This is a genomic window from Bradyrhizobium sp. I1.14.4, assembly GCF_050435825.1.
Classification (GTDB): Bacteria; Pseudomonadota; Alphaproteobacteria; order Rhizobiales; family Xanthobacteraceae; genus Bradyrhizobium.
The window spans coordinates 45898-63463 of sequence record NZ_JBNDLA010000020.1 but is presented as its reverse complement, the minus strand read 5'-3'; the positions used below and the strand labels follow the sequence as shown (position 1 = coordinate 63463).

General features: G+C 63.7%; 17 protein-coding genes. 10 read left to right on the top strand and 7 right to left on the bottom strand.

Annotated features, from left to right (window positions below):
- Window positions 1-195: 195 nt before the first annotated feature.
- The 7 genes from ABIB78_RS29310 (at window position 196) to ABIB78_RS29280 (ending at window position 7225) form a co-directional block, all read left to right on the top strand.
- Window positions 196-630: a VOC family protein gene (locus ABIB78_RS29310; protein ID WP_429030795.1), complete on the top strand. Its 435-nt coding sequence runs from the start codon at window positions 196-198 to the stop codon at window positions 628-630.
- Between the two features lie 124 nt (window positions 631-754).
- Window positions 755-1885, top strand: a complete 1131-nt coding sequence (locus ABIB78_RS29305) for a P-loop NTPase (protein ID WP_429030792.1) — start codon at window positions 755-757, stop codon at window positions 1883-1885.
- A gap of 202 nt (window positions 1886-2087) precedes the next feature.
- On the top strand, window positions 2088-2321 hold the full coding sequence (locus tag ABIB78_RS29300) for a hypothetical protein (RefSeq protein WP_429030789.1): 234 nt from the start codon (window positions 2088-2090) through the stop codon (window positions 2319-2321).
- 309 nt (window positions 2322-2630) lie between these two features.
- Window positions 2631-3719, top strand: coding sequence for a TRAP transporter substrate-binding protein (locus tag ABIB78_RS29295; RefSeq protein ID WP_429030786.1), 1089 nt, complete (start codon window positions 2631-2633; stop codon window positions 3717-3719).
- A 213-nt stretch (window positions 3720-3932) separates the two neighbouring features.
- Window positions 3933-5021: a TRAP transporter substrate-binding protein gene (locus ABIB78_RS29290; protein ID WP_429030784.1), complete on the top strand. Its 1089-nt coding sequence runs from the start codon at window positions 3933-3935 to the stop codon at window positions 5019-5021.
- 192 nt (window positions 5022-5213) lie between these two features.
- Complete coding sequence (locus ABIB78_RS29285) at window positions 5214-5888, top strand: response regulator (RefSeq protein ID WP_429030781.1); 675 nt, start codon at window positions 5214-5216, stop codon at window positions 5886-5888.
- Between the two features lie 2 nt (window positions 5889-5890).
- A complete protein-coding gene (locus ABIB78_RS29280; protein ID WP_429030779.1) occupies window positions 5891-7225 on the top strand; it encodes a sensor histidine kinase in 1335 nt (444 codons plus the stop codon).
- Window positions 7226-7267: 42 nt separating this feature from the next.
- Here ABIB78_RS29280 and ABIB78_RS29275 read toward each other — a convergent pair whose 3' ends face one another.
- The 7 genes from ABIB78_RS29275 to ABIB78_RS29245 all read right to left on the bottom strand — a co-directional run bounded on the left by ABIB78_RS29275 (window position 7268) and on the right by ABIB78_RS29245 (window position 15206).
- Window positions 7268-8557 (bottom strand): M20/M25/M40 family metallo-hydrolase, encoded by a 1290-nt coding sequence (locus tag ABIB78_RS29275; RefSeq protein WP_429030777.1) that lies wholly within the window; start codon window positions 8555-8557, stop codon window positions 7268-7270.
- Window positions 8558-8744: 187 nt separating this feature from the next.
- Complete coding sequence (gene nhaD / locus ABIB78_RS29270; RefSeq protein WP_429030927.1) at window positions 8745-10022, bottom strand: sodium:proton antiporter NhaD; 1278 nt, start codon at window positions 10020-10022, stop codon at window positions 8745-8747.
- 67 nt (window positions 10023-10089) lie between these two features.
- The gene (locus tag ABIB78_RS29265; protein ID WP_429030775.1) at window positions 10090-11745 is read right to left on the bottom strand and encodes a TRAP transporter large permease; all 1656 of its coding nucleotides are present in this window, start codon (window positions 11743-11745) and stop codon (window positions 10090-10092) included.
- Window positions 11746-11773: 28 nt separating this feature from the next.
- Window positions 11774-12355 carry a TRAP transporter small permease subunit gene (locus ABIB78_RS29260; protein WP_429030773.1) on the bottom strand — a complete coding sequence of 194 codons (582 nt, stop codon included), beginning with the start codon at window positions 12353-12355 and terminating at the stop codon, window positions 11774-11776.
- Window positions 12356-12531: 176 nt separating this feature from the next.
- Window positions 12532-13566, bottom strand: a complete 1035-nt coding sequence (gene moaA / locus ABIB78_RS29255) for a GTP 3',8-cyclase MoaA (protein WP_429030771.1) — start codon at window positions 13564-13566, stop codon at window positions 12532-12534.
- Between the two features lie 319 nt (window positions 13567-13885).
- A complete protein-coding gene (locus ABIB78_RS29250; protein ID WP_429030769.1) occupies window positions 13886-14365 on the bottom strand; it encodes a hypothetical protein in 480 nt (159 codons plus the stop codon).
- 160 nt (window positions 14366-14525) lie between these two features.
- Window positions 14526-15206, bottom strand: coding sequence for an HAD hydrolase-like protein (locus ABIB78_RS29245; RefSeq protein WP_429030767.1), 681 nt, complete (start codon window positions 15204-15206; stop codon window positions 14526-14528).
- Window positions 15207-15249: 43 nt separating this feature from the next.
- Between ABIB78_RS29245 and ABIB78_RS29240 the strand changes: the two genes are divergently transcribed.
- From ABIB78_RS29240 to ABIB78_RS29230, 3 genes are all read left to right on the top strand, one after another.
- Window positions 15250-16116: an SDR family NAD(P)-dependent oxidoreductase gene (locus ABIB78_RS29240; RefSeq protein ID WP_429030766.1), complete on the top strand. Its 867-nt coding sequence runs from the start codon at window positions 15250-15252 to the stop codon at window positions 16114-16116.
- Between the two features lie 104 nt (window positions 16117-16220).
- Entirely contained in the window at window positions 16221-16919 is a 699-nt protein-coding gene (gene rpiA / locus ABIB78_RS29235) for a ribose-5-phosphate isomerase RpiA (protein ID WP_429030764.1), read from the top strand.
- A 23-nt stretch (window positions 16920-16942) separates the two neighbouring features.
- Complete coding sequence (locus tag ABIB78_RS29230; protein WP_429030762.1) at window positions 16943-17479, top strand: DUF2059 domain-containing protein; 537 nt, start codon at window positions 16943-16945, stop codon at window positions 17477-17479.
- Window positions 17480-17566 lie beyond the last annotated feature (87 nt).

The window sequence follows — 17566 nt, the reverse complement described above, 5'->3', positions numbered from 1 at the left end:
TTACCTTGTGATTGCCGTGGTGATCGCCTCCGTGGCCTGCCGGCAATGTCGCGGCGGGCGGGGCATTCCGTCCATGGAAGGAGCCGCACCATACCCCCTGCGCAGCGGAGGGCAACGGCTTCGTTGGATGGCAGAACCCCGTTTTGTGCTAGGATCGCCCCACCAAAGAACTTCACAAAAAAGGGAGTGTATCGCATGGGCATGAGCGTCGGTGTGCTCGATCATTTCAATATCCGGACCCGGAATCTCTCCGCCACGGTGCGGTTCTATGAGGACATTCTGGGCCTCGAAAAAGGCGCGCGGCCGAACTTCGCGTTCCCCGGCGCGTGGATGTACAGCGAGGGCAAGGCGGTCGTGCATCTGGTCGATATTTCATCGACCGACGAGGCACAAAAGCCGGATTCCGGCGTCGTCCATCACGTTGCCTTTGCCAGTCACGGCTTTGACGGGATGAAGAAGCGGCTGGAGTCCAAGGGCATGGAATTCGACTCGCGCCAGGTTCCCGGCGGCGATCTCTGGCAGATCTTCGTGAACGACCCGAATGGGGTGATGATCGAGCTGAACTACGAGGCCGCCAAGGAAGGGGGCGCGGCGCCGGCCGAGCGGCGGGACGACGTCGGAGCGAGGTAGCCTTTTGCGCTGCAACGCTCTATGGGTCGTCTCCTGGGCGTGATCCGGAACTGAGGTTTTCCGGCGCGCAAACGCGACGCGTTTGCGCGGAGATCACTCCCCGCTTAAGAGCAGGAGATGCGCGGTGAGCGTGACGCAGCAACAGGTTCTCGATTGCCTTGCCAAGGTGATGTCGCCGCGCGGCACAGCCTTGACCAACGCCAATGTGCTGTCGGCGATCACGGTCACCGACGGCAAGGTGTTCTTCTCGATCAACGTCGATGCCGCGGAAGCCCGCGCCTGGGAGAGCGTGCGCGCGCAGGCCGAGAACGCCGTGCGCGCCATTCCGGGTGTCAGCGTCGCGATGATCGCGCTGACCGCGGAGCGCAAGGCGGGCAGTGCGGCGCCTGCGCCGCGACCGGCCGGCGGTGTCCCGCCTGCATCCGCGCACCGTCATCCGCACCCGCCCGGCGCGGCATCGCCGATGGCTCGCCAGGCCGAGATCCCCGGTATCGCGGCCGTCATTGCGGTTGCCTCCGGCAAGGGCGGGGTCGGCAAGTCGACCACGGCGCTCAACCTGGCGCTCGGTCTGCGCGACCTCGGCCTGCGCATCGGGCTGCTCGATGCCGACATCTACGGCCCATCGGTGCCGCGGCTGACCGGCATCCGCGAGAAGCCGCAGCTCAACGACGACAAGAAGATGATCCCGCTGCAGCGCTTCGGCCTGTCGATCATGTCGATCGGATTCCTGGTCGAGGAGGACACCGCGATGATCTGGCGCGGGCCGATGGTGATGTCGGCGATCACCCAGATGCTGCGCGACGTCGCCTGGGGCACGCTCGATGTGCTGGTCGTGGACATGCCGCCCGGCACCGGCGATGCCCAGCTCACACTGGCGCAGAACGTCCCGCTCAAGGGCGCCGTCATCATCTCGACGCCGCAGGACCTCTCGCTGATCGATGCGCGGCGGGGACTGGCGATGTTCAAGAAGGTCAATGTGCCGGTGCTCGGCATTGTCGAGAACATGAGCTACTTCCAGTGCCCGCATTGCGGCACGCGCTCGGACATCTTCGGCCATGGCGGCGCCCGCCACGAGGCCGAAAAGCTCGGGGTGCCGTTCCTCGGCGAGGTGCCTCTGCACATCGCGATCCGCACCGCTTCCGATTCCGGTAACCCGGTGGTTGAGAGCGAGCCGGACGGCCCGCACGCGGCGATCTACCGCGCGATCGGCGGCAAGGTCCGCGAGCAGCTGCAAGGCGTCATCGCCGCAGCCTGAGCCCGCGTTGCTGTCCTGGCGGGCCGACGGGCCCTTAAGGGCAGGGATCCCTTTCTTCACAGGTCTGTCGCCTCGGACGATTGCTGAATCGGTTCCGGCCTGTATGTTTGTGCCTTGTCGGCCGAATCGTACCACTCGTCGAGCAGTGGAGGCGGCCGCAGGTGAAGCCGAAACTGCGGAAGGGTCGTGAGGCGACCGTCACATGGCAGCACGCGAAGCGAAGAAAGAACGCCGCAAGCATCTGACACGGGAGAAGCGCGAAGAGGCCTCCCGGATGGCGTTCAACGTTGCGAAGAAATCCGACTCGATCGGCGAGGCTGCCGAGGCGATTGCCAAGACGTATGGCGTCAGCAAGACGACCGCGCAAAGCTGGATCCGGCGCGGGCGGCATCTGGCCGATAAAGCCAAGAAGGCGCGGAAGGCGATGCGGCGTTGATCGCTTCAGGTCCACCGATGGTTGAGGGCGAACCGGTCGGCCCGTACGCGGCGATTTACCGCGCGGTCGGCAGCAAGGTCCCCGTGCAGCCGGAACGCGCCATCGCCGCCGCCTGAGCCCGTATTTTCCAGCGGATTTCCCGCATCATCAGACTTTCGTTTAATTGGCGCGGTCATGCCATTGTCGCGTTTCCGTGAGGCGCCTTCCGTGTTAAAGGGCCGACCCAGAGCGCCTCGGCAGGCCTTCGAGCGTCCTGCCGGAGAACTGCTTGCGGTCACTGGGAAACGTCCCTCAAGGAGAAGCCTTACGATGAAGCGTCGTGATTTTTTGAAAGTTTCTGCGGCCGGTGCTGCCGCGACGGCGGTTGCCGCGCCGGCGATCGCGCAGTCCTCGCCTGAAATCAAGTGGCGTCTGACCTCGAGCTTCCCGAAGTCATTGGACACCATCTACGGTGGCGCCGAGCAGCTGTCGAAGTACGTCGCCGAAATGACCGACAACAAGTTCCAGATCCAGGTGTTCGCGGCCGGTGAGCTCGCGCCCGGCCTGCAGGCGCTCGACGCAACCTCCAACGGCACCGTCGAGATGTGCCACACCGTGTCTTACTACTATGTCGGCAAGGACCCGACGTTTGCGATCTACGCGTCGGTGCCGTTCGGCCTCAACGCCCGGATGCAGAACTCCTGGTGGTACCAGGGCGGCGGCGAAGCGCTCGGCAACGAGTTCTTCAAGAAGTTCGGCGTGATCGGCTTCCCTTGCGGCAACACCGGCACCCAGATGGGCGGCTGGTTCCGCAAGGAGATCAAGACGGTCGCCGATCTCTCCGGCCTCAAATTCCGCATCGGCGGCATCGCCGGCCAGGTGCTGCAGAAGGTCGGTGTGGTGCCGCAGCAGCTCGCCGGCGGCGACATCTATCCGGCGCTCGAAAAGGGCACCATCGACGCCGCCGAGTGGGTCGGCCCCTATGACGACGAGAAGCTCGGCTTCGCCAAGGTCGCGAAATATTACTACTATCCGGGGTTCTGGGAGGGCGGTCCCACAGTGCACGCCTTCGCCAATCTCGAGAAGTGGAATGCGCTGCCGAAGGGCTACCAGGCGATCCTGACCAACGCCACCGCCAACGCCAACAGCTGGATGGCCGCACGCTACGACATGCAGAACCCGGCGGCGCTGAAGCGGCTGGTTGCCGGCGGCACCCAGCTGCGGCCGTTCACCAACGAAGTGCTCGAGGCCTGCCTCAAGGCGACCAACGAGCTGTGGGGTGAAATCTCGGCCAAGAACGCCGACTTCAAGAAGTCGATCGACGCCATGCAGGCGTATCGTTCCGACCAGTATCTGTGGTGGCAGGTCGCCGAATACACTTTCGACAGCTTCATGATCCGCTCGCGCACGCGCGGCTGATCAAGCCTCCGTTCGACTTTAGTCGCCCGGCCTTCGCAAGAAGGCCGGGTTTTTTGCGTCTGGCGTTCGGCGGAGGGATGTTCCATGCTCGTACCCAAGCCTCTCGACGAAGGCGCGCATGACCCCGGTTGGGTCAAGGCAAGAAAAGATCGAGCGGAACGGTCTCGAACCTCGCCGTTCGTGCAAGCACAATCACAAAGGGTAGGATTCAAAATGAAGCGAAGAGATTTCATCAAGGTTACAGGCTTGGGCGTCGCGGGCGCCGCGACCGTCGCAGCGCCGGCGATCGCCCAATCGATGCCGGAGCTCAAATGGCGAATGCCGACCAGCTGGCCGAAATCGCTCGATACGCTGTATGGCGGCGCCGAGGTGATGGCCAAGATGGTTGGCGAGGCAACCGACAACAAATTTCAGATCCAGACGTTCGCCGCTGGCGAAATCGTGCCCGGACTGCAAGTGCTCGATGCCGTGCAAAACGGCACCGTCGAGATCGGCCACACGGCATCTTACTATTATTTCGGCAAGGACCCGACCTTCACCTTCGGCTCTTCGGTACCCTTCGGCCCGAACATGCGCATCAACCAGGCCTGGTATATGCTTGGGGGTGGCAAGGATCTGCTCAACCAATTCTACAAGAAGTACAACGTCACTTCGCTGCTCGCCGGCAACACCGGCTGCCAGATGGGTGGCTGGTTCCGCAAGGAGATCGCTAGCGTCGACGACCTGAAGGGCCTCAAATTCCGTATCGGCGGCTTTGCGGGGCGCGTGTTGCAGAAGATGGGCGCCGTGCCACAGCAGATCGCAGGCGGTGACATTTATCCGGCACTCGAGAAAGGCACCATAGACGCCGCGGAATGGGTCGGCCCTTACGACGACGAGCGGCTCGGCTTCGTCAAGGTCGCTCCGCACTACTACTATCCCGGCTGGTGGGAAGGCGGGCCGATACTGCTATCGTTCGTCAACCTCGACAAATGGAATGCGTTGCCGAAATATTATCAGGCCGTTCTCGAACAGGCGGGTCACTACGCCAACAACTGGATGATGGCGAAATACGATCAGGCCAATCCGCCGGCGCTCAAGCGCCTGCTGGCGGCGGGCGCCAAGCTCCATGCTTTCCCGGCCCCGGTGATGGAGGCATCGTTCAAGGCCGCCAAGGAGCTGCACAACGAGGTCTCGTCCTCTAACGCCGACTTCAAGAAGGTGTACGAGTCTCTCAACAGCTTTGCCAGCAACGGCTATCAGTGGTTCCAGGTCGCCGAAGTCGGCTACGATAACTTCATGGCGCGCCACGCACAGAGCTAAACCCGGCTCCGCGATCGCGACGCGCACAGCCCCGGGGCAACGTCCCGGGGCTTTTCCACATCGTGATCACGATTTCGAGGCGACCTGTGTATCGTTTGCAAGGCGCGAACGCCTGAAATGCGATCCGCTTTGCGTGGCTGGCACATCGCGACGGGTGCGGAGAACGAACCGAATGAAGACAGGATTGCTGCGATGCGCCTTCTGATCGTCGAGGACAATGCCGAGCTATCGAGGCTGCTGGCCAGCGGGCTGATGGCGGCGGGATATGAATCCGATATCGTCAACAGCGTTGCCGAGGCGCGTGATGCGTTGCGCAGCGTCAGCTATGCGGCCATGATCCTCGATCTCGGCCTGCCCGATGGCGATGGCCTGTCGGTGCTGTCGGAGCTTCGCCGCAAGAACGACCCGCTTCCGGTTCTGGTACTGACCGCGCGCAACGGTCTGCAGGATCGCGTCAGCGGCCTGCGCAGCGGCGCCGACGATTATCTGGCGAAGCCGTTCGCGCTGGAAGAGCTGGTGGCGCGGCTCGAAGCCATCCTGCGCCGGCCCGGCCAGTTGCTCGGCTCCTCACTGGAGCTCGCCAATCTTGTCTACGACACCGAGAGCAAGCAGGTGTTCGTCGACGGTGCTCCGCACGTCTTCTCCGCGCGTGAAACGTCTGTGCTGGAGATCCTGCTGCGGCGGCAGGGGCGGGTGGTGCCGAAGAAGAACGTCGAGGACCATATCTTCGGTCTGTCGGGCGAGGTCGCCTCGAACGCGGTCGAGGTCTATGTGTCGCGGCTTCGCAAGCTGCTCGCCGAGCACCGCGCCAAGGTCATCATCCACACCATTCGCGGCGTCGGCTATTTGATGGCGGAGGAGAAGTAGCGGTGTTCCGCTTCAAGTCGCTGACCTCGCGGATCGTGTTCCTGCATATCGTGGCGGTCGCGGTCGCGGCGATCTTCCTGCCACTACTGCTGCTGTGGTTGTTGAATTCGGAGATCAACCAGCTGCATCGCGAAGCGATGCGCGATCAGGCCGCCGATCTCGGCCAGAACCTCGTGGTCGATTCCACCGGCAAGGTTCAGCTCAACCTGCCGGACAGCCTGAGGGGACTCTATTCCGACGCTTACGGCCGCTATCGCTACGACATCTACGATGCGGACGACAATCTGCTGTTTTCGTCGCATCGCGGAGCTCCGCGATTGCCGACCCTGGCCGACCGGATTTCCGGCGCCAGCGCCACCAAGCTCGTTGCCGGCCAGACGCTGCGCATCCAGGTCGCCGAGGACCTGTCGCATCGCGACGTCATCATCGATGACATCGTTTCCAACTTCTTCCGCCGGGTCGGCTGGATCACCATCCCGATCCTCCTCATCCTGCTTGCGACCGACATCCTGATCTTTCGCCGCGCCGTGATTCCGCTGCTGCGCGCTTCGGAGGAGGCCAGGAGCATCGGACCGGCCAGGACCGACATCCGTCTGCCGACGGAGGGGATTCCCAGCGAGATCCTGCCGCTGGTGACCGCCGTCAACCAGGCCTTCGACCGTCTGGAGGACGGGTTTCACGTGCAGCGCCAGTTCACCGCCGATGCCGCGCATCAGCTTCGCACCCCGCTCGCGATCCTGACGACCCGGATCGAGACGCTGGATGTGGGCAAGGGGACCAAGGAGCTGCATGCCGACATCGAGAGCATGAGCCGCATCGTCAGCCAGCTCTTGGAGATCGCCGAGCTCGATACGCTGGTGCTGGACCCCGGCGAAACCGCGGACCTGCGCGCGGTGTGCGCCGAGGTGGTCGGCTCGATCGCGCCCTACGCGCTGGCGCAGCGGAAGGACATTGCGCTGCGCGGCACCGATAGTCCGGTGCGGGTCAGGGGCAATGCCGAGATGCTGCAGCGCGCGATCTTCAATCTGGCAGAGAACGCCATCAAGTACACCGCCGATAAGACCTCGGTCGATGTCGAGGTGCATGAGGACGGTTCGGTGCAGGTGCGCGACTGCGGGCCGGGGATTGCGCCCGCCGAGCAGGGCCTCTTGTTCCAGCGCTTCTGGCGCGGCGATCGTCAACGCCATCGCACCGACGGAGCGGGGCTCGGGCTCTCGATCGTCCGCGGCGTCGTCGACGATCACGACGCGACGATCAGGGTAGAGAACCTGCCGTCCGGCGGTGCCCAGTTCACGCTGAGCTTCCGCCTCGCCAAGGCGGAGGCGGCGACCGCCTGAGAGGCCCGGCCCGTGGCAACGCCGTGCTGTATCCCTGCCGGTCTATTTCACCTTGCCGTCGGACAGGTCCATGATCATGCGCGTCGTCAAGTACAGGCGTGGCACGATGCTGTTGATTTGCACATACTCGGCATCGTTGGAGTGCGCACCGAAACCGGAGAGGCCCATGCCTTCAACCACCGCACCCTTCGTCTTGAGGGCGGCAAACGCAGCGTCGGTGCCGCCGCCCGTGGCCCGCTCGGCCACGTTCAGCGACATGCCCAGTTCCTGATAGATCGTCTTGCCGTGGCCGACCACGCTGCGCGAGGCGTTGTTGGGTTCGAGCGGCGGCCGGCGGACCTCGAACTTCACGTCCACCTTGGAGTCGGGCAGCAGGCGTGTCTTGATCTTGTCCTGTAGCGCCTTCTCGAGTTCGTCGAAGTCAGCCACCTTGAGTGCACGCGCATCGGCCTGAGCCGTGGCTTCGGCCGGGATCACGTTGCGGTTGGTGCCGGACTTGGAAACCGTCCAGTTCAGCTTCAGGCCCTGCTCGGGTTTCGAGAGGTCCTTCATCTGCAGCACCTGGTGTGACAGCTCATAGAGCGCATTCACACCGCCTTCGGGCCTCGCGCCCGCATGCGACGACTTGCCATGCACCGTGAGATAGGCCGAGCCGATGCCGCTGGTGGCGAGGCGGAGCGTGCCGCTGGCGTCGCTGCCTTCGAACGAGAACACGGCATCCTGCTCCGCGGCGACGCGGGTGATCGTGCTGCGCCAGCCGGGCGAGCTGATCTCCTCGTCGCCATTGATGAGCACCGTGAGCGTGCCGTAGTCCTTGAAGTTCAGCTTCTGCAGCAGCGCCACGGTGTGGATGATGGTGGCGATGCCCTGCTTGTCGTCGGCAATGCCGAGCCCGTAGGCCTTGTCGCCATCGATGCGGAAGGGTTGGTCCTTCAGCATGCCCTTGAGGTACACCGTGTCCATGTGCGCGATCAGCATGATTTTCGCGCTGCCGGTGCCCTTGAACACCGCCCGCACGGCCGGGCCGATCTGCTCGGGCGTATCGTCCAGTCGATAAATATCGGTGGTTTGCAGGATGTCGACCGTGCCGCCGAGCTGCGTGAGCTGCCCGGCGATCCGCGCGGCGATCTGGTTCAGGCCTTCGATGTCCTTGCTGCCGGACTCGATCTGCACGAGGTCGCGCAGGGTGTCGAGCAGCGGCTGCTGTTCCTGTTGCGCGAACGCGCGAATGTCGGCCGCCGGCGCCGCATGCGCCGCGGCAGCGGCAAACGCCAGGCCGAGGGATGCGATAAGCGGACGAACGAACGAGCGGGCGGGATGCGATTGGGGCATGGGCGGCAGTCTGTGAGTTGGAGGACGATCCGTATCCCCGCGTCTTCACAGGACTCGCCGCCGCCGTCAACGGTCGCGGCAAGCCTCGCTCCGGCGAGGCATGCCGAAAGGTTGATCCCGGCTGCTGCTTCGGTTGCCTGAAATCGAGCAGCGACAGCTCGATCTGCGTGCGAAGAGCTGCTGCCCGTCAGTGAACCAGCCAATACTGCACGATGTAGACGGCCACGCCGCCGAAATAACCCAATAGCGCAAGCCCGCTGATGCGACGCGCATACCAGAAGAACTCGATCTTCTCGAGACCCATTGCAGCGACACCCGAGGCCGAGCCGATGATCAGGATCGACCCGCCAGTGCCGGCGCAGTAGGCCACGAACTCCCACAGGAAGCTGTCGGGCGGATGCTGGCCCAGGCTGTACATGCCCATCGAGGCCGCTACTAGCGGAACGTTGTCGATGACCGCGCTGAGCAGACCGAGCAGCACCACGATGACGTCCAGCCGTCCGAAGGTGGCATCCAGCCATTTGGCCAGCATTTCGAGAACATGCGTGTGCTCGAGCGCGGCCACGGCCAACAATATCCCGATAAAAAAAACGATCGAACCCATGTCGATCCTGGTCAGGGCATGAACGAGCGTCAGGCGCTTCCTTTCATCCTCCTGCTTGCCGCGATGGATCAGTTCGCCGACCGTCCAGAGGATGCCGAGCCCGAATAGAATCCCCATGAAGGGCGGCAGGTGCGTGGCCGCCTTGAATGCCGGAACCATGATGAGAATGCCAAGGCCGAGGTAGAAGATCACATTACGCTCGAACGTGCTGATGGAAGCGGATTGCGTTTGCCGCTCCGGCGCTACCACCGCTTTTCCCCGCAACGACGCGCTGACGACCAACAACGGCACGACAAGGTTGACCAAGGAGGCGAGGAACACGCCTTTGACGATCGCGATCGGGGTGATCTGGCCTCCGATCCACAGCATGGTTGTGGTGACGTCGCCGATTGCCGACCAGGCGCCGCCGGCATTGGCAGCGATCACGATCATCGCGGCGAAGAACAACCGGTCGTCTTGGCGGTCGAGCAGCTTCCGCATCAGGGAGATCATGACGATCGTGGTCGTCAGGTTGTCGAGCACGGAGCTGAGAAAGAACGTGACGAAGCCGACCAGCCACATCAGGGTGACCTGGCTCCTGGTATTGATTAGCGACGTAATGACCTCGAAGCCGTTGTGGGCATCGATCACTTCGACGATCGTCATGGCTCCGATCAGGAAGAACACGATCTGCGCGGTGGACGCGACCGATTCACTGAGCTGCCTGTCGATCAGGGCAGGATCTCCGCCCCAGATCGCATAAACCGACCACATCACGCCGACGCCGAGCAAAGCCGACGCAGACTTGTTGACCTTGATCGGATTCTCGAGCGCAATCGCCGCGTAGACGATCACGAAAATTGCGACGACTGCAGCTGCCAACATCAAGCCCCCGGTCTTGCGGACAGGCCGGCCGGTCTGCGGTCACGAGACGGCCGGTGTCGAACGATCAGTTCTTTGGCTGTCCAAAGTCCAGCGGCGGCAGATCAATCTGCGGGACCTCGATCTTGACGGAGTTGGGATCGATGGTGGATGCGGTGCCCTTGTAGTGCATGACCATCGATGGAAACAGAATGACGAGCAGGACCATGATGACCTGGATCACGACAAACGGCACCGCGCCCCAATAGATTTGGCCAGTCGTGACCGGCTCCATGCGCTTGCGGGTCACGCGATCGAGATAGGAGTCCTTGGGCGCCACCGAACGTAGATAGAACAATGCGAATCCGAACGGCGGATGCATGAAAGAGGTCTGCATGTTGACGCCGAGAATCACACCGAACCAGATCAGGTCGATGCCGAGCTTTTCCGCGGCCGGTCCGAGCAGCGGGATCACGATGAAGGCCAGCTCGAAGAAATCGAGGAAGAAGGCGAGCACGAACACGAACGCGTTGACGAAGATTAGGAAGCCGACTGGCCCGCCGGGCAGCGAGGTCAGGAGGTGTTCGACCCAGACGTGGCCGTTGACGCCATAGAAAGTCAGCGAGAAGACGCGCGCGCCGACCAGGATGAAGACAACGAAAGCCGAAAGTTTCGCCGTCGATTCCACGGCCTGGCGCACCAGATCCCAGCTCAGCCGGCGCTTGGACGCGCCGAGGATCAAGGCACCGGCGGCACCCATCGCACCGCCCTCGGTCGGGGTGGCAATGCCGATGAAGATGGTGCCGAGCACGAGGAAGATCAGGAACAGCGGCGGGACCATCACGAAGGTGGTTTGCTGCGCCATCGCGGAAAGGAAGCGGAAGCCGGTAACCCTGGCGAGAACCCAGTTCACGACCGCGACGAAGAACGCGAACAATATGCCGAAGAACATGCTGAGCACGACGAAGTCGGCGCCATGTGTATCCGAATTGCGCATCATGGACCAGCCGAACACGCAGCTGGCGACGAACAATGCGCCGAGTGACCGGAGACCGCGGCTGCCGTCCTTCTCGCGAAAGCCGATCGCCTCGGCAGGCAGGCCGGGGGCCGCCTTGGGGAATATCACGGTCACGAGGAATGCGTAGCCGGCATAGAGGCCGGCCAACACCAGCCCCGGAATGAACGCTCCCTCGTACATGTCGCCGACCGACTTGCCGAGCTGGTCGGCCATCACGATCAGCACCAGCGACGGCGGAATGATTTGCGCCAGCGTGCCGGACGCCGCGATGATGCCGGTTGCCATGCGGCGGTCGTAGCCGTAACGGAGCATGATCGGGAGCGAGATCAGGCCCATCGAGATCACCGAGGCCGCAACCACGCCGGTGGTTGCCGCCAGAAGGGCGCCGACAAACACGACCGCATAGGCGAGCCCGCCGCGAATGGTCCCGAACAACTGCCCGATCGTGTCGAGCAGATCCTCCGCCATGCCGGATCGCTCCAGCACTAGCCCCATGAACGTGAAGAACGGAATCGCCAGCAGCGTGTCATTGTTCATCACGCCGTAGACGCGTTCCGGCAGTGCTTGCAGGAAATCCGGCCGGAACTCTCCGAGCTGAATGCCGACAACGGCAAAGATCAGGCCGACCGCGCCGAGCGAAAAGGCCGCGGGGTAGCCAAGCAGCAGCATGACCACCAGCGACGCGAACATAATCGGCGCCATGTTCTCGATAAGAAAAGCAGTCATTCAATCCCCCTGCGATCGCGACCGACGATCAGCGCTTTTCGATCGCTTCGACGAGGTGCTCGACTTCGGCTTCGATCGCCGTCACCTGGGATGCGTGCGGATCGGCAATAAGCCCGCGCATCACCGCGATACGCTTGATCAACTCGGAAATGCCCTGAACGAACAGGAATGCGAATGCGATGATGACCAGCGACTTGGCCGGCCATTGCGGCAGGCCGCCGGCGTTGCCCGACTGCTCGTTGATCTGGTAGGAGCGCCAGAAGAACGGGCCGCCGGTGACGATCATGACGATGCACAGCGGCAGCAGGAAAAATACGTGCCCGATCACGTCGATCATGTCGCGCACGCGCTTCGGCAGAAGATTGTTCACGATGTCGATTCGGATGTGCTCATTGTCGAGCAAGGTCCAGGGCGAGCACAGCAGGAAGACGATGCTGAACAGCACCCACTGCAGCTCCAGCCAGGAATTCGAGGACATATCGAAGGTCTTGCGGACGATCGCATTGATCGCGGAGATGATCACGGCAGCAAGGATTAGCCAAGCCAGACGCTTTCCCGTCCAGCGCGTGAACGCGTCGATCCCGCGGCTCAATTTCAAGAGCGATTGCAACGATAGTCCTCCCACGTGGGCTTCAGCAGTCTTGACCGCGCCTGCGGGGGCGCAGCGGCCTGTCCGGCCGAGCTAGCATGAAGCGAGCGCACCAAACCAGCGGGAGGCTCCGCCGTCAATTGGAAGTTTGTTGATATTCAAGCGGATTTCGGCCCGGGCCGGCCGCGTCGGTAATCCTAGCCGCCGGTCACGCTCATATGGCGGCTGACGCTCGGGCGGTTGTGGCGGCGGTCGATGATGAAGTCGTGCCCCTTCGGCTTCAGCCCGATCGCCCGGTCGATCGCCGCCGACAGCAGGTCGTTGTCCGGCGAGGCGCGCAGCGGCCGGCGCAGGTCGGAGGCGTCCTCATGGCCGAGGCAGGTGTGCAGCGTGCCGGTGCAGGTGATCCGCACCCGGTTGCAGGATTCGCAGAAATTGTGGGTCATCGGCGTGATGAAGCCGAGCTTGCCGCCGGTCTCGGCGACCCGGACATAGCGGGCGGGGCCGCCGGTGTCGTCGGCAAGGTCGGTCAGGGTGTAGTGCTTCTCGAGCCGCGCGCGCAGCAGCGACAGCGGCACGTACTGATCGATGCGGCCTTCGCCGATGTCGCCCATCGGCATCACCTCGATCAGCGTCAGGCCCATTCCCTTGCCGTGTGCCCATTCCATCAGGGCGGGGATCTCGTCCTCGTTCATGTTCTTCAGCGCGACCGCGTTGATCTTGACCGCGAGCCCGGCCGACCGCGCCGCCTCGATGCCGGACAGCACCTTGTCGATGTCGCCCCAGCGGGTGATGGCCCGGAACTTTACGGGGTCGAGCGTGTCGAGCGAGACGTTGACGCGGCGCACGCCGCAATCGGCCAGCTCCTGGGCGAAGCGCGCGAGCTGCGAACCGTTGGTGGTCAGCGTCAATTCGTCGAGCGCGCCGGTCGTCAGATGGCGCGACAGCGAGCGCACCAGGCCCATCACGTTGCGCCGGACCAGCGGCTCGCCGCCGGTGAGGCGGATCTTGCGCACGCCCTTGGCGACGAAGGCCGAGCAGAGACGGTCGAGCTCTTCCAGCGTCAGCAGATCGGCCTTCGGCAGGAAGGTCATATCTTCTGACATGCAGTAGAAGCAGCGCAGGTCGCAGCGGTCGGTGACGGAGACGCGCAGGTATCGGATCGTCCGGCCGAACGGATCGATCATCGGACGAAACAGCGTGTCAGGATGCGCCTGCGTGGATCCGTTCATTCAACCCAAGCCTTCATTCAACCCAAGCCTTCGTTCAAGTCTTCAAGTCTTGCAACCCGTTTGTTGCAACCCGATTCTTGCAACCCGTTCCGGGCGTGCCGAGCCGTGACGGGCTCTGCACGGACAATCTATGCATGTTGGCACGCCGTCACAATGCGTTCCAAGGGATGACCTGCAACCTGCAAAAACAAATTCCCACGCGATAGGTGAGACATATCGCGTGATGCCTGATCGCAATCGCCGATGTGTCTGCGCCAAATACAAAAACCCGGCTTTGGGCCGGGCTCTTGTGCAGTGCAAATCTGCGTAGCCGTGCGTGCTAGCGCGTCGGAGCCGCGGCCGGCGGCGGCGGTGCGTTCGGGGCGGGGAAGGCTGAGTCCGGAGCGGCAGCGGCAGGAGCCGCGGCGGCAGCCGGCTTCGGCCTCTTCTTTTTCGGCTTGTGCGCACGCGGCGGCGGGCCCGCGGGTTGCAGCTCGGCGACCACCGGGCTCGGATCGAGCGTGGTCGTCGTTGGGCTCGTGAAGTCGCCCGGCGTGCGGGTCACCGTCACCGGCACCGTCGCCGGCTGGAACTTCTGCATGTTGAAGGTGACGGAGAAGTTGGCCTCCGGCGCCGGGACCGACACGGTGCAGGGCGTCTTGCAGCCCGGTCCAAGCGAGGTCACGGCGTCCGCGCCCTGCGGCGTCGAATCCAGCTGCACCTGCATCGGCGGCGGCGCCGACTTGAACGAATCCAACGAGAAGGAGGAGCAGCCGGCCAGGCTCAGCCCGGCGGCCGCAATCACGATGATACGACGCATGATCCACACTCTACTGCGGCAATCAGCCACAATCCCCGGGCGGACCATAGGGGCGTCGAAACAGGGGCGCAACAGCGCCAGGCCTGCTCGTTAAAGGATGGTTAACAGCAAAATCGCATGGCAAAATATTACCGAGCGATATCAATGCGTTGCGAAAGATTTATGCCGCGCTGAGGCTGGCGACGGCGTCCGGCAGATCGCGCATATGGCTGATCAGCCGGTCCGGCTTCAGCTCCGTCATCGGGACGTCGGTATAGCCAAAATCGACGCCGATTACCGGGACGCTGGCGCGCCGGGCGACCCCGACATCGGGGCCGGCATCGCCGACCATGATGGCGCCGGGGAGCCGGCCGCCGGCGCGGGCGACCGTCTCGCGCAGGAACGTCGGATCGGGCTTAGCAATGCCGAAAGTGTCCGCGCCGCAGATCGCGGCAAAGCGCGGCGTCAGACCGAGCCGATCAAGCAGCAGCTTCGACAGCCACTCGAGCTTGTTGGTGCAGACCGCGAAGCGATGGCCCTTTGCGGCGAGCCGGTCGAGCGCCGCTTCGAGCCCGTCGAACGGGCGCGAGCCGTCGGCGATATGCTCGGCGTAATAGTCGACGAAATCCCTGGTCAGGCGGTCGAGGTCGGCGACACTGACCGAACGTCCATCCACCTCGAGCCCGCGTTCGAGCAGCTTGCGCGCGCCGGCGCCGATCATGTTGCGCGCCGCCGACAGCGGCACCGGCCGCAGACCCTCGCGGTCGAGCACGTAGTTCAGCGCGCTGATCAGATCAGGCGCGGTGTCGACCAGCGTGCCGTCGAGATCGAATACGACGATGGGGGGAGAGGAGGCGGGCATGATGCTTTTGGCTATCGGGCCGGGCGCTGCGATGCAAGAGTAGATGTCGGCGCGTCATGAAATTGGGGAGGCTGCGATGCGGGAACTTGCCGGAAAAGCCGCTTTTGTCACCGGTGCGGCCAGCGGAATTGGATTGTCCATGGCAACCGCCTTCGCCCGCGAGGGGATGAAGGTGATGCTCGCCGACATCGAGACCGGCGCGCTGGACAAGGCCGTCGAAGCGTTGCGCGCCAGCGGCGCGGACGTTCAAGGCGTCGTCTGCGACGTCGCCGACGCCGGCAGCGTCGACGGCGCAGCGCAAGCCTCGTTCCTCGCCTTCGGCAAGATCCATGTCCTCTGCAACAATGCCGGGGTCGCGGCCGGCGGCGGCATCGACCCGATCTCGGTCGACGACTGGCGCTGGGTGGTCGACGTCAATCTGATGGGCGTCGTGCACGGCATCAGGACCTTCCTGCCGCACATTCGCAGCCACGGCGAGGGCGGCCATATCGTCAACACGGCATCGATGGCGGGAATGAATGCCGGGCTCGGTCTCAGCCCCTATGCGGCAACCAAATTCGCCGTCGTCGCCATATCGGAGGGGCTCGCGGTGCAACTCAGGCCGCTCGGGATCGGCGTCAGCGTGCTCTGTCCGAGCTATGTGCGGACCCGGATCGGCGAGAGCGGGCGCAATCGCCCGGAGCATTACGGCGCGACCCGCCAGCTCGATCCGGCAAGCCCGATGGCCGCGATCGTCGCCGAGATCTCGCGCCGCCTGGAAGCCGGTCTCGATCCGGCTTCGGTTGCGGCCCGCGTCCTGACCGCGATCCGCGACGACCAGCTCTATATTTTCACCCATCCCGGGATGCGGGCCGAGGTCGAAGACCGCTTTTCGGCGATTTTGGCCGCGATGGACGCAATTTCCGACTAAGGACGGTCTCCTGTTGGTGCTATTCCTGCCCGCAAAACGACGCTAGATATGCGCCCGCCGGGGCCGCCCAATGGCGCGCCCGCAACGCAAGGGGCTATCGGCACGTGGACATGGACGCACTGAAACGCCAGGCGGCGGCGCGCGCGCTCGAAGAGGTGCGCGAGGGCATGAAGCTCGGGCTCGGCACCGGATCGACCGCCAAGCATTTCGTCGAGCTGCTCGGCGAGAAGGTCCGCGCCGGAATGAAGGTGATCGGCGTGCCGACCTCGGAGGCGACCCGCGCGGATGCGGTCCGCTGCGGCGTTCCGCTGACCACGCTGGAAGAGATCGATCATCTCGATCTCACCATCGACGGCGCCGACGAGATCGACCCGGCGCTCAATCTGATCAAGGGCGGCGGCGGCGCGTTGTTGCGCGAGAAGATCGTGGCAGCCGCCAGCGATCGCATGATCGTGATCGCGGACGACAGCAAATGGGTCGACATGCTCGGCCGCTTTCCGCTGCCGGTCGAGGTGATCCCGTTCGGGCTCGCCGCGACGCAGGCCGCGATGGCGCGAGCGTTCGCGCAGGCCGGCGTGTCCGGCCAAATGGTCATCCGTAAAGGCAAGGACGGTCACGTTTTTGTCACCGATGGCGGCCACTGGATCGTCGATGCCCATCTCGGCCGGATCGGCGACCCGCCGCTTCTCGCCGGTTTGCTCAGCGTGATTCCGGGCGTGGTTGAACATGGCCTGTTCATCGGGCTGGCGAGCCGCGCCGTTCTGGCCGGCGCACAGGGAATTCGGGTTGTTGAACGGCGATGACGCCGCAAGCAAGGAGACTTGGAATGAAGCGTTTTTCGGGACTTTTGTCGGCTGTGGCCCTGGCGGCCGGACTGGCCTTCGCGACCGCATCCGCAATGGCACAGCAGCAGCAATTGCCCCCCATGCCCCAGGTCAAGCAGTCGACCCCCGCGGCGATTGCGGCCGCCAAGGAAATCCTGGCGATGAAGAACGTGGCGGCGATGTACACCGGCGCCGTTCCGGGAATCATCGAGAAGACCAAGACCGGTCTGCTGCAGCAGTACCTCAACTATCAGAAAGACCTCAACGAGGTCGCGCTCGTCGTCGCCAAGCAGTTCGGCGGCAGCGAGAAGGAGATCGGCGAGGGCATGGCGCAGATCTACGCCTCCGAGTTCACCGAGCAGGAGCTGAAGGATCTCGTGGTTTTCTACAAGACGCCGCTCGGACAGAAACTTTTGACCGCGGAACCCCAGGCAATCAACGGCTCGCTGCAATATATGCAGCAGTGGGCGCAGCAGTTTGGCGTGATCGTCAACTCCCAGTTCAAGGCCGAGATGAAGAAGCGCGGCAAGGATATCTAGGCGGGCTTGCCTTAGACCCTCATGGTGAGGAGCGCGGAGCGCGTCTCGAACCATGAGGCCCCTTCTGTGGCCTACATCCTTCGAGAC

Bases quoted from the DNA above. Each gene is read 5' to 3' on its own strand.
- ABIB78_RS29310 (WP_429030795.1), top strand. From the start codon at position 196: ATGGGCATGAGCGTCGGTGTGCTCGATCATTTCAATATCCGGACCCGG.
- ABIB78_RS29300 (WP_429030789.1), top strand. From the start codon at position 2,088: ATGGCAGCACGCGAAGCGAAGAAAGAACGCCGCAAGCATCTGACACGG.
- ABIB78_RS29295 (WP_429030786.1), top strand. From the start codon at position 2,631: ATGAAGCGTCGTGATTTTTTGAAAGTTTCTGCGGCCGGTGCTGCCGCG.
- ABIB78_RS29290 (WP_429030784.1), top strand. From the start codon at position 3,933: ATGAAGCGAAGAGATTTCATCAAGGTTACAGGCTTGGGCGTCGCGGGC.
- ABIB78_RS29285 (WP_429030781.1), top strand. From the start codon at position 5,214: ATGCGCCTTCTGATCGTCGAGGACAATGCCGAGCTATCGAGGCTGCTG.
- ABIB78_RS29275 (WP_429030777.1), bottom strand. From the start codon at position 8,557: ATGCCCCAATCGCATCCCGCCCGCTCGTTCGTTCGTCCGCTTATCGCA.
- ABIB78_RS29265 (WP_429030775.1), bottom strand. From the start codon at position 11,745: ATGACTGCTTTTCTTATCGAGAACATGGCGCCGATTATGTTCGCGTCG.
- moaA (WP_429030771.1), bottom strand. From the start codon at position 13,566: ATGAACGGATCCACGCAGGCGCATCCTGACACGCTGTTTCGTCCGATG.
- ABIB78_RS29250 (WP_429030769.1), bottom strand. From the start codon at position 14,365: ATGCGTCGTATCATCGTGATTGCGGCCGCCGGGCTGAGCCTGGCCGGC.
- ABIB78_RS29245 (WP_429030767.1), bottom strand. From the start codon at position 15,206: ATGCCCGCCTCCTCTCCCCCCATCGTCGTATTCGATCTCGACGGCACG.
- ABIB78_RS29240 (WP_429030766.1), top strand. From the start codon at position 15,250: ATGTCGGCGCGTCATGAAATTGGGGAGGCTGCGATGCGGGAACTTGCC.
- ABIB78_RS29230 (WP_429030762.1), top strand. From the start codon at position 16,943: ATGAAGCGTTTTTCGGGACTTTTGTCGGCTGTGGCCCTGGCGGCCGGA.